We start from the raw sequence: 14416 nt of genomic DNA, 5'->3' as shown, positions 1-14416 counted from the left end.
TAAGATGTCACTTACCTGCTTTCACAGCCTCCCAGAGCATGGAATAGTCGATGCCGTCTTCCAAAACACATTTCCCCGTCCGCGCCTGTAAAGTCTCGTCCCCAGTCCCTGTTTCCGGCTTTCCGCCTGTATCCGGCGAACGGGCGCAGTCCCCCCGGCTCCGTTTGCCTTTCTCCCCGACCTGCCACGATGCGACTTTGCTCTCGGGACGAACGGAATAAACCGTGTCACGCACGACCTCGCGGCGTATCACCGTATCTATCACCTGCGACACCTGCTGCAACGAAGATTCACCGGACATCCGTCCCAACTCCACTCCCCACAACAGACCGGCCACGGCGGCCACCGGCGTAGCCACCCATCCCCAGGAAATGCCTCCGGACCGACGGGGATTCCGCGGCACACGCAAACGGCTGTTTTCTTCATTCCGCAGCCGTGCGGCTGCCTGTGAGACTTGTTCCTCAAAGTGTTTCATAAACCTTCAATTTCTTTCTTAAGTATTGCAATAAATAATGAAGACGCGATTTCACCGTACCCTCCGGAATACCCATTACCTCGGCCAGTTGCGGTACCGTAAGTTCCTCTTCATAACGCAAAGCAAACAACACACGTTGTTCCGGAGGCAACTTGTCCAACAATGCGGAAAGTTCGCGGTCGAACATCCGGATGTCCATCCGAAGTTCCGGCTGTTCCTCATACGTATCCGGCCCGCCACGCACCTCTTCCGCAAAACCGACCGCAATATTCCGGAAACGGTATTCATTCCGGCACAGATTATAGGCCATCGTGAAAAACCAAGGACATAACTCCCGTCCGCATTCATACCGCCCCCTTGCCGCCCATACGCGCAAGAACAGCTCCTGCGTGAAGTCCGCTGCCAACTGCTCTTCCCGTCCCAGCATACGGAAGAAAAAGCCGTGCAGGCGTCGGGCATAACGACGGTAAAGTTCATCGAAAGCCTTTTCGTCACCCGTTCGCCGCACACGTCCCATCAATTCCTCGTCCGATAGTTTCCGCAACGACGGCCTGAAGTTTATTTTTACCGCCATTTCTCCAAATAGTCCAAATACTCCTTTTTCTTCGCGGCTGAAAACCCGCCGTTCTCCACCGAAGCTTTCAATATCCGGTAAAGCCAGTCGGCACGCTCCTGATTACCCGATTCTCTATACGACTGCACCAACGGGCCCAACATGACCGTGTAGTTCAGCAGCAACATCTCGCTCCCCGACCACCATGTCTCCACACGGAAGGCCGGTTCGGTCAGGTAATCGAAATGATAATCCCGTTCTACATGACGTTGGGCTGCCGAAACATTGTCATAAGGCTCCTCACTGTACCGATACACCAATCCCTCATTATAAAGTTTGCGGGCTATGCCCTGCACGGCCCACTGCGAACCCGGCGAGAAGTAAGCCGGACGACCGGATTCGCGGATGACGTATTTCACCATCTCTTGCACAGCCGCCTTGAACTCTTCTTCCGTTCTGACCTCGCGCCCGGGAAAGGGAGGAATCCCCAACTGCCGGCACAAAGCGTCGCGATAGGACCGTATGGACAGAAAAGGAATCACGACCACCACCTTGTCCGTATGCACACGCATCGCACGCTGCAACATGAGCTTGTCGAAAAGCTCCGCGTCGCCGTTGCCAAAGAAAAGCCCGCCTTCGGCCATCCCTTGCAACTGGTTGTAACCGAAACGCAGGATAAACGAAGGATATTTGCCATGCTCATACTGGCGACGCAGGATGTCATTGAAAAGCCCGGCCTTCCATCCTGTCCCGTCCGTTTCCCCCATCATCCAAAGATATCCCAACACGGCATCGTATCCACGGTCTGAAATATCGTCCGGCAACAGGGTCATCGCCTTCTCCGCAAACTTGTTGTCAGGCCCCTGGGAGGCGCGGTAAGCACATATATTATAGGTATAAGTCTCCGGAATAGCCCGTTCCATACGCTCCAGGATACGGGGTATCCCTCCATCGTTCTTTCCACGGGAACAAGAATTCAGCCCCCAGGCAGCCTCAAACAGGTTGCGCCATGCCTTTTCATCCTGCTCGTCTGCGTCCACCTCTCTTTGCCAAGCCTTAACCTGGCCAGCATACCAGAGCGAGTCGTGCGCCTCTTCCACGATTCCTTTTATCTCCTGCGGTTTCTGTGCCGACGCGCAAAGCGCCACAACCACCGCCCACGAAACAATCAACGTCCTTCTCATATTCTTTCTGTTTCTACCATGAATAATGTTTGTACTTGCAACACGTGTCATAAGGAAATACACGCCACAAGGCATTTCGTTCAAAGAAAAAACAAGGCATGCCACGCCCATCCTCCTACAATACGATAGAAACGGTTTCGGGCAGTGGAGTTCCCCCGAAAATCACCCGGCTGACATCGGAAAATCAATCTCAGGCGAACGAAAAATCGTTCGCCTGAGATTGATTTTTCGTTTGGCGCAGAAAAATCGGGCCGCTTTTTCCCGTGGAAAAAACAGCCCCTTGATCCATACACGTCCTTCATCCCGGCCTTGCACCGAACTAAGGAGCTTGCCAGAAATAACGGTCGTCATAGGTAGTATGTCCGGATAACGGCCAGAATCCCTCCGGCACCAAATACATTCGAGGACTTCCCAACCCGTCAGCAGGCTCCGTCTCAAACCGGCTTTCAAGGTGGGCATCAAGCATATAAAGGTTCTTGGCCATGTAATTCTCCAAATATCCTTCTTTGGTCTGCTTGGTCTTATGGTTCCAGTTCGCATCCTCGTTCAATACCAAAGGGAGCCCCTTGATCAGCCGCTCACGCACCTCGCCCGGATGCAACAACAGACCGTTTTCGTCGGTGACGTAAGCTGCAAAAGACGCGTCCATCCATATCCATTTCCCCAACTGGCGGCTCCACACCATATTGATGACATGGCAATCGGTGTCGGTATCATACGCTTTCGACTGGCACGTCACGAAGCGTGACGGGAATCCCATGGCCAGATACATCTCACTGAGCACCTGTGCCAGAAAACGGCAATTCAGCCCGCGCCCTTCCCGCTTGCACAATTCATACATGGCTATCGAGTTCCGTGCACAGTCCGGCCACATCGAACCTCCGTCGTGACGGATGGCATCATGCAACCAATACATCAGATTCTTGATTTGGCTGATTTCGTCGCCGTCGCCGGCTATGCTATCCAAATTGAAATAGCGGCGCACACGTACCAAATTACTGTCCGTGGCCGATTGGTACGTAAATGCAGGCATCGGACGGGTATCTTCCCGATAGGCCGGGGACTTCTTCAACACATAAAGGTAGTCCCCCACTTCACGCACCTTTTCCACAAGGGCTTGAAACTCCGGATTTCCGCGCAGGGCATCCCACTCCTTGCCGCCCTTTATCAGGTCATACTTGGCAAATCCCAACTTTATTGCGATGTCCAAATGCGCCAAAGCCTCCTCGTCTCTCCCCTCAGATGCCCAAGCACAGGCCGAACGATAAAACCAAGGAGCTGAGGTCTTCTTCATATAGCCCATCACCCCTCCACCGTGTGCCCAAATCCGGCGTACAACCGGCGCGAACCGGCTCATGAAGTCGGCCAAACCGCGTCCCTCCAGACGTTCTTCATCCGATACTTGCGGAACGAAGTCTTTATGCTGGCTGCGCAGAACCTTTCCTTTCACGGTATATCCTTCAAACAAAGGGCAATGCTCTGCCGCGCCGAGACCCGTACTCAATATATCGCCATGGAACACCACCTGTTCCAACCGGGGACAGTCCGCCAGCAACGTGGGGCCTCCCGTTCCCAAGACTACGCCATGGAAATCCACACGCTTCAACTGCGGGCATTCGGCAAAAGTGCGCCACCCGTCGAGTTGTCCCACGTCTCCGTTCACCTCAATCCGCTCCACGGCCGGCATCTTCTGGAAAGCACCTCCGCTGATAAAGTCCACATGATTCAACGACAAGGTTTTCAATTGGGCACATCCTTCGAAAGCACCCTTCCAGACGCCCCTCGCCTGCCGGGGGAAAACCACTTCCACCAATTCGCTGCTCCCATAAAAGGCAGAAGCACCCACAAACACATTTTCCGGCAACACGATCCTACTGATCCGTGTGGCTCCCAAAGCCCCTTCCGCGATGGTGTCCAACCGTTCGGGCAAATCGATATGCGTCAATCCACATTCGCTGAACAAATAAGGCGGAAGCGTATGCTCTCCCTGCACCTCTCTCCATTCCCCGTGTCTTACGTACCCTCCTCCGCCACGGGCAAAAGAAACGTCCCGCATGTCCAACACGCGCAAACGTCCCGGTGTGGATTGCCGCTCTTTGTCCCTCCCGGCCATTTCGCGCAGGAAGCACAAATCCCTCCCGTTCAATGTTCCTTTCAGCGTCAGGTCCGTCACCTTGTATTTGGCTTTCTTCCCCACCAGTTCCGGTAACGTCCCGGGCGTTTCCACTTCCACTTTCAAACGTTTTGCCGCGACATGGCCCACTTGTCCCAAAAGACAAAACCACACGAACAATATCCGGGCATAATACAAAACATTCTCACTGCTACAGTTTCCTTTCCGTTCCATGGTATTTCACTTTTTAATAGTCCTTCATACATAAATACGCAGGATTCGGAATTTTGTGACAAGAAAATCGTGTTTTTTTCAAAAACCGGTTAAGAAAAGTATCTCATTCATCAAAAAACGGCTTTACAGACCTCAAATACTTGTCCCGTGAAATCGCACGGTTGCATCCGCTCCGGTCGGCCCTGTAATTCGTACATCCCAAAAACGGTTCTCCCCATCCTTCTTTCACTATCAAATAACCGTCCTTGCAACAGTCGCATTTCAGGATAGGCAAATCACCGCCCTTCAGGTTGTTGGTCATGAAATCGCAAATCTCCGGTTCATTGGAACAAATCCACAACTTCAACCCGTATGCCTTCTTGTACCTCAACTGCATGGGATAACCGCAGACGGGACACCGTTTCATTTCAGTGCGCGTCTCCCGGCAATCGTCCAATTCTCCATTTACTGTCACGCCGGGATAGTCTTTCACGAGTTCCCTCACGAAATCGGACGGATGCTGTTGCGGCACAACGATGTACACACGGTTTTTGGTCCGTGTCAAGGCCACATAGAAAAGCCGACGCTCTTCCGCATATTCCATCGAATGGTCGTCCCTCACGACATACTTCAATACCGGGTCGTCCTGCACTTGCGACGGAAAACCGTACAACTCATTACGGGCATTGATGAGAATGACATGGTCGTATCCCAATCCTTTTGCGCGGTGCACGGTCATAAAATCCAGTTTCGCGAACGGGTACTTCTTGGAAATCACATTCCCCGTCTTCTCCTCGTACGTGAACTCCGACGAACGGCAAAGGTTAAAGGCGTCGAACCCGTAACGCCCCAGCAACAATATCGATGCGTCCGGATTCTCCTCCAATATCTGCCCGACAATCCTCTCCACCGTTTCGCCCACAAGGAAATACTTCCCACCCTTTCCGGCATATTTGCTCCGGTCTACGTTCTCCGTATAGGTTTCGACCACGACCGGACGTGTTATATGTTTGGGCGAAACCAGGCTTTTGCGTATCTGCGCCGTGTTCTTCTGTATGAAACCACCGGCTATGTCGATTACTTCCTGGGCGTTCCGGTAAGTTTTGGTAATACCCAGTTCCAACCCGTACCCAAAGGATTCCTTGAATTGGGTGAACAACGTGATATCCGAACCTGCATAGGCATAAATGGACTGCCAATCGTCGCCCACGGCCACGATCTTTGCATCGCAGAGTTTGCTCAGCTCCAAAGTCAGATTAAACCGCTGGCGGGAAATGTCCTGATACTCGTCGACTATGATATATTTGAACCCCAACCTCTCCCCCTGGATTTCCTTTTCGCGGAGCATTTTTGCCGAACTGTTTATCATGTCTTCAAAATCTACCGCTTGCTTTTCTTTCAGACGCTTGGAGTATTCTAAGTAACACCGCTCGCAGATGGATAGAAACAACTTGTTTCTCTCATTGGAGGACTTGCTTTGAAACTGATGGAAATGCTCTATCGTGAAACCGTTGGTCTTAAAGCCATGCAAGAACGTGCAAACCAGCTTGACCAACTTTATGATATATTTGTTCTCTTCCGTGCTGACCAACTTGTCGAAAACTTCCCGTGAAGTTCTCGGACGGAACTCTATCCCTTGGGCTACGAGCATTTCCTGCAAATGGTCAAGGTAATCGCGCCCGTCGTTGTATTCGGAATAAGTATAAACCAAATCCGTATGGTGTCTGCGGTGCAAACGGATTTTATCATCTATTTCCTTTTTATACCGGGCCAACTGTTCTTCCGTATATCTGCTGTTCCAGCCATTTTCCGTAATACCGAAATGTTCGACATACACCGTCTTATCTCCTTGGGTAATCGTAAAATCCGGAGTATAGGGTTTGTACGTATACCTCATATTATAAGGATAAATCTTCTCGTACACGTAGTCGATGCCGTTCATGAACAGGAAATTCGCTATCCTGACCTCCTGAACCGACCTTAACGTCTCGTGGGCAATGCTGACACATTTGCCGGTCCGTTGGTCTATAATCTTTTCTGCATACTCATCCATATTGCCACGCAAAGTGGAAAAGTCGGCTTTGGATATGTAGTTGAAGAAATCATTGAGATTGTCTCCCTCATACGGTGCGTCGAAATAGCTTCCGAAGAACAATATCAGCTTATCCACCAGTTCCGGACACTCCAATATGTTCCCTTTTAAATAATTGTTGACCACATGCCACATAAAGCCACCATCCACGATCGTCTTCCTTTCGGTGTCTCGCTTTCGCAGTATGGCATAGCCCGTCTTATGGAAAGTCGTCACCGGACAATCTATCTTCAGATCCTTATTGATTTTGCTGCGCAATTCCCCGACCGCCTTATTCGTATATGAAATGACCAATATCTGTTCCGGTTCCACCCCTCTTTTTTCCACAAGGTATTTCACCTTCGCAGCCATGGTCGTTGTCTTCCCGGCTCCGGCCCCGGCCACAACCAACGTGTAGTCTTCATCGGACAATACGACCCGTCGCTGTTCCTCATCCAGCTTCACATTAGGGTCCACCTTACGAAGTATCGTATCAAGATAAAGTTTGTCTTTGGCCAAATGCCTTTTAACAAATTCGTCATTGTGCGCTTCAACTACCTTGGAACCCTCCTTACTGCCCAAGTCTTCATACAGGCAAAGGAATCTATCCATTTTCTTCGGGTCTATACGATTCTTTTCGCAATACATGTCCAACATCCCCATCTTTTCCAAATTGGAAAGACTGACATGCAGTTCCGCATATCTTTCGTGAATGGAACGGTAATCGCTTCGGGCTATGAAACGGTCGCTATGCAGTAAAAGTCCGATTTGCCTCTCGAAATCCTCCAAGCGCTTGCTTTCAGTACATTCTTCACCCTCTGAATGCACTTTTTTTCTCCGGAAAAATATCTTATCCCACTTCCAAACCGACATACTTTGTTTTTCCTACTGGCAAACCAACTTGATTTATTTGGGTGTAAAATTATAAAAAAAGCCACAATCATCCTGTGATACAGCCATTTTTAACAAAAAGAGGAATACTTCTTTTTTACACAGAAAGTATTCCTCTTCATGATGATCATATATCGTACCGGATTATTCAGCCGACGTTTCCACAGCCATCTGGCGGTAGCTGTCCAGTTGTTCTGCCGTGAACTTGCGGATAAAGTTGAAATGCTTCTCCACCTCGGCCTCGGCATAGTTCACATACACGTTCAGGCTCTTGGCAAACAAATCGGGACGGTTGGTGGCATCCTGCATCAGCAAATGACACATGATGGTGTCGGCTGCCATCTCCATCAAACGACGGGCCACGAAATCGTGCAGTTCCTGATTGTTGGCTTCTTTCACGGCGTTCGTACAAGCGTCGAACTTGTTGGCCATCTCCTTCACGCGGTTCATGTAGCTCTCATATTCCGGAAGCACGGGCTGCTGCTCGAAATCACGGATGGTGGCGATGTATGCCCCGTTCGTCACGTAACGGATGGCCGCCACAGTCTGCAACTGGGTCGTACCCTCGTAAATAGAAGTGATACGAGCGTCGCGGTAAATGCGCTGACAAGCATATTCCAACATGAAACCGGAACCTCCGTGCACCTGGATACCGTCGTAAGCATTCTGGTTGGCGTATTCCGAATTCATACCCTTGGCCAATGGCGTAAAACTGTCGGCCAGTTTGGCATACTTCTTCTGTTCGGCACGCTCTTCCGGCGTCAGCTTGCGTTCGCGGGCTATGTCGTCCAATGCCTTGTAAATATCCACATAACGCGAAGTCTGGTACAACAACGCGCGACCTGCGTCCAACTTGGCTTTCATCGTGGCCAGCATGTCATATACGGCCGGGAAGTTGATGATGGCCTTACCGAACTGTTCACGGTCTTTCGCGTATGCCAAAGCCTCGTTGTAGGCCGCCTGACTCAACCCTACCGACTGTGCGGCGATGCCGAGGCGTGCACCGTTCATCAATGCCATGACATACTTTATCAAACCCAACTTGCGGCTTCCGCATAACTCAGCCTTCGCATTCTTATACACCAGTTCGCAAGTCGGCGAACCGTGGATACCCATTTTGTTCTCGATGCGGCGCACGTCCACTCCGCCGTCGCGCTTGTCGTAAATGAACATGGAAAGACCGCGGCCGTCCCTCGTACCTTCTTCCGAACGCGCCAACACTAAATGGATGTCGGCGTCACCGTTCGTGATGAAACGCTTCACGCCGTTCAGCCTCCAACAGTTATTCTCCTCGTCGAAGGTGGCCTTCAGCATGACGCTCTGCAAGTCGGAACCGGCATCCGGTTCGGTCAGGTCCATCGACATCGTTTCCCCGGCACATACACGCGGGATGAAGCGGCTGTGCTGGTCTTCGTCGCCAAATTCATACAACGTTTCGATACAGTCCTGCAACGACCAGATGTTTCCGAAACCGGCATCGGCGGCAGCCACCACCTCGGCACACATCGTGTACGGCGTAATAGGGAAGTTCAACCCGTTGTACTTGCGCGGCATCGTCATGCCGTTCATACCGGCCTTGACCATGGCGTCCAGGTTCTCCACCGTCCCACGGGCGTAATCCACACGGCCGTCGTGGCAGTGCGGGCCTTCTTCGTCCACACCTTCGGCATTCGGGGCAATCACATTGGCCGTGATGTCGCCTACGATGTCCAACACCTTATTATACGAATCCATCGCGTCGGCATAGTCCACCGGCGCATAATCAAATTCGTCCTTGTCCCTGAAGTCGCGCTCTTTCAATTCCACAATGCGCTTCATCATCGGATTCTCTAAGTGATACTTGAGTTCCGGTATATCTGAATAGTAATTAGCCATGTTGTTTACTTGCTGTTTTGTTTGTAATACTTGATGAGCTTCGGCACGACTTCCTCCACCGTACCGTTAATGACATAGTCGGCAATGGCATTGATCGGAGCGTTCGGATCGCTGTTCACGGAAATGATGATACCGCTTTCCTTCATGCCCGCAATGTGTTGGATAGCCCCGGAGATACCGCAAGCGATATACACTTTCGGGCGTACCGTCACGCCGGTCTGGCCGATTTGCAGGTCGTGGTCGCAGAACCCGGCATCCACTGCCGCACGGCTTCCACCTACTTCGGCATGAAGCTCGTGTGCCAATTCGTAGAGCATGCCGAAGCCTTCCTTGCTGCCCATGCCGTAACCTCCGGCAATGACGATGGCCGCACCTTTCAGGTTATTTTTAGCTTTCTCCACATGGCGGTCGATGACCTTCACCACGTATTCCGTTTCCGGTACATACTTGGCCACATCGTGTACAATGACTTCTCCTTTATAATTAGGATCGAGCACTTCCGCCTTCATCACGCCGCTGCGCACCGTAGCCATCTGCGGACGGTTCTCAGGATTCACAATCGTAGCCACGATGTTACCGCCGAACGCCGGACGAATCTGATAAAGCAGGTTCTCATACTTCTTTCCGGCTTTCTTATCCTCATGGGAACCGATTTCCAATGAGGTACAGTCCGCCGTCAACCCGGAATGAAGGGCGGACGACACACGCGGACCCAAATCACGCCCCACGACATCGGCCCCCATCAGGCAGATTTGCGGTTGCTCCTCCTTAAACAGGTTCACCAACACGGCCGTATGCGGCAACGACGTGTAGGGAGCCAGCCCCGGAGCGTCGAAGATATGCAATTTATCTACGCCGTATGGCAATATCTGCGGTTCTATCTTTCCCGTAATGCCCGACCCGGCGGCCACAGCTTCGAGCTGCACGCCGAGCGTATTGGCTAACTTACGGCCTTTGGTCAATAATTCCTGGCTTACTTCGGCCACCGTGGTGCCTTCAAGCTCGCAATATACAAATACGTTGTTCATCTTTATCCGATTGTATGGTTAGCCAATAATTCCTGTATCAATCCCTCTACGTCGGCATCGGAAGCCGTCAGCACCTTGCTCTCCTTGGCCTTGAACACGATGTTCTGCACGGCCTTCACCTTGGTGGGCGAACCGCTCAGGCCGCACTGCTTCAAGTCGGCATCCACATCGGCCGTACTCAACTGTCCCAAAGTCAGGTAAGGTCTCTTTTCGTACTCTTCGGCATAGGCCAACCCTTCCGCTGGCTTCTCCATCGGCACCATGGCGCGCTTGTATTTCATCACCAGCTTGGCGTTGCGCGGACGGCAAGGAGCCGCGCTACCGTTCACCGTCAGCACGAGGGGCAACGGAGCTTCCACAGTCTCCACACCGCCGTCGATATGACGCTTCACCGTCATTTTCCCGTCGGCGCACTTCAGGATTTCTTCCACATAGGTCACCTGAGGCAAGCCCAATTTCTGCGCCACTTGCGGCCCTACCTGTGCAGTATCGCCGTCGATGGCCTGACGACCACCCAAAATCACATCGGGCATGCCCAATTTCTGAATAGTAGCAGCCAGCGCATAACTGGTGGCCAATGTGTCGGCACCTGCAAAAGCGCGGTCGGTCAACAAATAGCCCCCATCGGCCCCACGGTATAAACTCTCGCGAATCACTTCGGCTGCACGGGGAGGCCCCATAGTGATGACGGTCACGGTAGAACCCGGATTCGCATCTTTCAGCCTCAAAGCCTGTTCCAGCGCATTCAAGTCCTCGGGATTGAAAATGGCCGGCAAAGCAGAACGGTTTACCGTACCTTCCGGTGTCATGGCATCCGGCCCGACATTTCGGGTGTCGGGAACTTGCTTGGCAAGTACAATGATGTTTAAACTCATAGTTCTTTAGTTATTTTGTCGTATAGATTAAGACTTGTTTCCTTTTCATGGCAAAACATATCTCGCAAATGTACTTATTTTACGTCAAGTGCCCAAGGAAAAAAAGCATAAAAAGGCATTCAGACCGTAATTTGCAAGACGATTCACTCTCGGAACAAGAGTTTTTCTCTATCGAAAGAGCTGGAATCCGGTCCAAAACATTATCTTTGCGACACCAATCGAAATACTGACTGACATGAAGAAGACCTGTATGCTTTCCGCCCTTTTAATAGGATGCGGATTATGTTCCACCGCCCAAAACCCCAAAGACTTCCGCCCGATGGAGGACGTGAACCACGTCACGGACCTCACACTCGACAGCTTGGAAAAAGCCAACACGGCACGCCCCGTGCCCGGTTCGTCGCGAAAGGGCAACCACCCCGTGCTCTTCCTCGTGGGCAACTCCACGATGCGTACCGGCACGAAAGGCAACGGCGACAACGGCCAATGGGGCTGGGGGTATTTCGCCCACGAATATTTCGACGCGGACAGGCTGACCGTGGAAAACCATGCCTTGGGCGGCACGAGCAGCCGCACATTCTACCGCAAACTTTGGCCGGACGTGAAGAAAGGTATCCGCAAGGGAGACTACGTCATCATCGAACTGGGGCACAACGACAATGGTCCCTTCGACAGCGGCCGCGCACGGGCTTCCATACGCGGTATCAGTCCCACGGACTCGCTCTGTGTGACCATCAAGGAGACGGGTGAGGAGGAAATCGTCTACAGCTACGGCGAATACCTGCGCCGTTTCGTCCGTGAATGCAAGGCTTTGGGCGCACACCCCATCCTGCTCTCGCTCACGCCCCGCAACGCATGGGACACGAAACGCCCCGGACACATCGCACGCGTGGACGAAACCTTCGGGCTTTGGGCGCGGCAAGTGGCCGAAGAGCAAGGCATACCCTTCGTAGACCTGAACGAAATATCGGCCTCGAAATACGACCGGTTCTCGGCATGGAAGGTGGATTACCACTTCTATCGGGACCGCATCCACACCAGTGCGTTCGGCGCACGCCTGAACGCCCGTTCGGCCGCCGAAGGACTGGCCGCTTCCACGCACCCCGCGCTGAAAGCCTTGCAGGCTTGCCTGACGAACCTCGAACCGCCCGCCGCGCAAGTGAAACGCGAAAAAGGCAAACCCGTGGTCTTCATCACGGGAGATTCCACCGTAAAGAACGAGGACAAAGCCCCGGACGGCATGTGGGGTTGGGGCAGTCAGGCGGGAACCATCTTCGACACGGACAAAATCACTGTGGCGAACGAAGCCAAAGCCGGACGGAGCACGCGCACTTATCTGGAAGAAAACCGTTGGGAACGTGTCTACAACGCCCTTCAACCGGGCGACTTCGTGTTGATACAGTTCGGCCATAACGACATCGGCGACATCGGCCGGGGCAAGGCACGCGGTGTCATTGCCTGCGCACAGGATACCAGTCATGTTTACCGGGTCAACAAAGGAGATAAAGTTTACAACGAAGTCATTTACTCCTTCGGATGGTACCTGAAAAAATTCATCGACGACGTGCGCGAAAAAGGTGCCACGCCGATTCTGGTGTCCCTCACGCCCCGCAACGAATGGCCCGGCGGAAAGATAGAACGCCGCAACGACAGCTACGGCAAATGGTATCGGGAGGTAGTGGCCCAAACCGCCGTAGAGTTCGTGGACTTGCACAACATCTCGGCCGATACCCTCGACCGGATAGGCCAAGAAGGCGCCAAAGCTTATTATAACCGCGACCACACGCACACCTCGCTCAAAGGTGCGCAACTCAACGCGCAAAGCATAGCCGAAGGTCTGCGTGCCACAGACAGCCCGCTGGCCCGGTACTTGAAATAAACACACGCCCAAAGTAAGGTCGGATAATCGGATTTGTCCGACATTTTTCATAACTTCCTACGAGAAAAACAGAAAAAAACGCCTCCAAATAGTGCGACAAAATGAATAAATATACGGTATATACGGAGTTTATGCACTCCAAAACCGTATATTTAACATTTAATCTCAAGCGAATGATTTTTCAATCTCTTGAAAGCGAAAAAAATTTCTCCGCACAAAAACGGACAAAGCTCGTGAAAAACGTTTTTCGGACGGCTAAAAGACGGGAACGGAAGGCCGGAAAACGGTTTTTCTGAATTATCTGGTGAAAATCCGGTTCCGAAACCGTCCGGCAAATGGATACAAGAACCTTGCTTTTTCCTGACAGCCGCCCCATATTCCATGCACGGCATGAACCGGATACGTACATTTTGACACCTTTCCTCCGTTTCCGGATGACACTTTGCCCAAAAGCCGACGCGCGAGAATCGCGTATTTTCCATCGGCGCGACAACCGGACGCATACACGCCGGTCTCATGAAACATAAAGTCAAGGGTTGTCCGGCATTTTTCACATTTCTTCTGCATGCCCTATAAAAATTAACGCGTGCGCACAATAAAGAGGTGGCGGACACGTTTTCTTAAAGTATATTTAGCAAAAAAAGACATGATAGAATACGTGAAGGGCCAGATTGCCGAACTCACTCCGGCCATCGCCGTCATAGATTGCCACGGCGTGGGATACGGCCTCAACATCTCCTTGAACACATTTTCAGCCCTGCAAGGCAAGCAGGAAGCCAAACTATACGTTTACGAAGCCATCCGCGAAGACGCCTACGTGCTTTACGGTTTTTCCACCCGCCAGGAACGTGCCCTCTTCCTGCTGCTCATCAGCGTGTCGGGCATCGGGGGCAACACGGCACGCATGATTCTCTCAGCTCTCACACCGGCAGAATTGGTCAACGTCATCAGTTCCGGCAACGACAAGCTGCTCAAGACCGTGAAAGGCATCGGGCTGAAAACCGCCCAACGCATCATCGTGGACCTGAAAGACAAAATCGCATCGGTGGAAATCGAAGGGACGGCAGCCCCCGGCACTTCCGCGACCGCAGCAACCGGACATTCCGAAATACTGGAAGAGGCCGTGGCCGCCCTTACCATGCTGGGCTTCCCGCCCGCCCCCTCGCAAAAGGTCGCATTGGCCATCCTGAAAGAAGAACCGGAGGCCGCCGTGGAGCGTGTCATCAAACTTGCCCTCAAAAGATTATAGGAAGCCGAAA

Annotated in this window: 11 protein-coding genes; 3 read left to right on the top strand and 8 right to left on the bottom strand. The window is 52.2% G+C overall.

The features are described from left to right. Positions 1–7: 7 nt before the first annotated feature. The 8 genes from HMPREF9441_RS14475 to HMPREF9441_RS14440 all read right to left on the bottom strand — a co-directional run bounded on the left by HMPREF9441_RS14475 (position 8) and on the right by HMPREF9441_RS14440 (position 11278). The gene (locus tag HMPREF9441_RS14475; protein ID WP_008622494.1) at positions 8–475 is read right to left on the bottom strand and encodes a hypothetical protein; all 468 of its coding nucleotides are present in this window, start codon (positions 473–475) and stop codon (positions 8–10) included. Beyond that, on the bottom strand, positions 462–1049 hold the full coding sequence (locus HMPREF9441_RS14470) for an RNA polymerase sigma factor (protein ID WP_008622493.1): 588 nt from the start codon (positions 1047–1049) through the stop codon (positions 462–464). The genes HMPREF9441_RS14475 and HMPREF9441_RS14470 overlap by 14 nt, the downstream gene beginning before the upstream one ends. Continuing rightward, complete coding sequence (locus HMPREF9441_RS14465; protein WP_244949793.1) at positions 1040–2212, bottom strand: hypothetical protein; 1173 nt, start codon at positions 2210–2212, stop codon at positions 1040–1042. Before HMPREF9441_RS14465 ends, HMPREF9441_RS14470 begins: the two co-directional genes overlap by 10 nt. Before the next feature lie 319 nt (positions 2213–2531). Then, positions 2532–4559, bottom strand: a complete 2028-nt coding sequence (locus tag HMPREF9441_RS14460) for a leucine-rich repeat protein (protein ID WP_008622490.1) — start codon at positions 4557–4559, stop codon at positions 2532–2534. 103 nt (positions 4560–4662) lie between these two features. After that, positions 4663–7437 carry a UvrD-helicase domain-containing protein gene (locus tag HMPREF9441_RS14455; protein ID WP_244949792.1) on the bottom strand — a complete coding sequence of 925 codons (2775 nt, stop codon included), beginning with the start codon at positions 7435–7437 and terminating at the stop codon, positions 4663–4665. Positions 7438–7644: 207 nt separating this feature from the next. Further along, positions 7645–9375, bottom strand: a complete 1731-nt coding sequence (locus HMPREF9441_RS14450) for an acyl-CoA dehydrogenase family protein (RefSeq protein WP_008622486.1) — start codon at positions 9373–9375, stop codon at positions 7645–7647. Between the two features lie 5 nt (positions 9376–9380). Beyond that, on the bottom strand, positions 9381–10403 hold the full coding sequence (locus HMPREF9441_RS14445; protein ID WP_008622483.1) for an electron transfer flavoprotein subunit alpha/FixB family protein: 1023 nt from the start codon (positions 10401–10403) through the stop codon (positions 9381–9383). 2 nt (positions 10404–10405) lie between these two features. After that, positions 10406–11278 carry an electron transfer flavoprotein subunit beta/FixA family protein gene (locus HMPREF9441_RS14440; RefSeq protein ID WP_008622482.1) on the bottom strand — a complete coding sequence of 291 codons (873 nt, stop codon included), beginning with the start codon at positions 11276–11278 and terminating at the stop codon, positions 10406–10408. Positions 11279–11513: 235 nt separating this feature from the next. On the opposite strand from HMPREF9441_RS14440, the gene HMPREF9441_RS14435 reads away from it, so the two are divergent. The 3 genes from HMPREF9441_RS14435 to ruvA all read left to right on the top strand — a co-directional run bounded on the left by HMPREF9441_RS14435 (position 11514) and on the right by ruvA (position 14406). Then, positions 11514–13157, top strand: coding sequence for a rhamnogalacturonan acetylesterase (locus HMPREF9441_RS14435; RefSeq protein WP_008622480.1), 1644 nt, complete (start codon positions 11514–11516; stop codon positions 13155–13157). Positions 13158–13492: 335 nt separating this feature from the next. Continuing rightward, complete coding sequence (locus HMPREF9441_RS18415) at positions 13493–13684, top strand: hypothetical protein (protein ID WP_147715958.1); 192 nt, start codon at positions 13493–13495, stop codon at positions 13682–13684. 119 nt (positions 13685–13803) lie between these two features. After that, positions 13804–14406 carry a Holliday junction branch migration protein RuvA gene (gene ruvA / locus HMPREF9441_RS14425; RefSeq protein WP_008622476.1) on the top strand — a complete coding sequence of 201 codons (603 nt, stop codon included), beginning with the start codon at positions 13804–13806 and terminating at the stop codon, positions 14404–14406. Positions 14407–14416: the final 10 nt, after the last annotated feature.

The sequence above is a fragment of the Paraprevotella clara YIT 11840 genome (assembly GCF_000233955.1).
GTDB lineage: Bacteria > Bacteroidota > Bacteroidia > Bacteroidales > Bacteroidaceae > Paraprevotella > Paraprevotella clara.
Note: the sequence above shows the minus strand (reverse complement) of the source record. Positions and strands in the feature narration are given on the sequence as shown.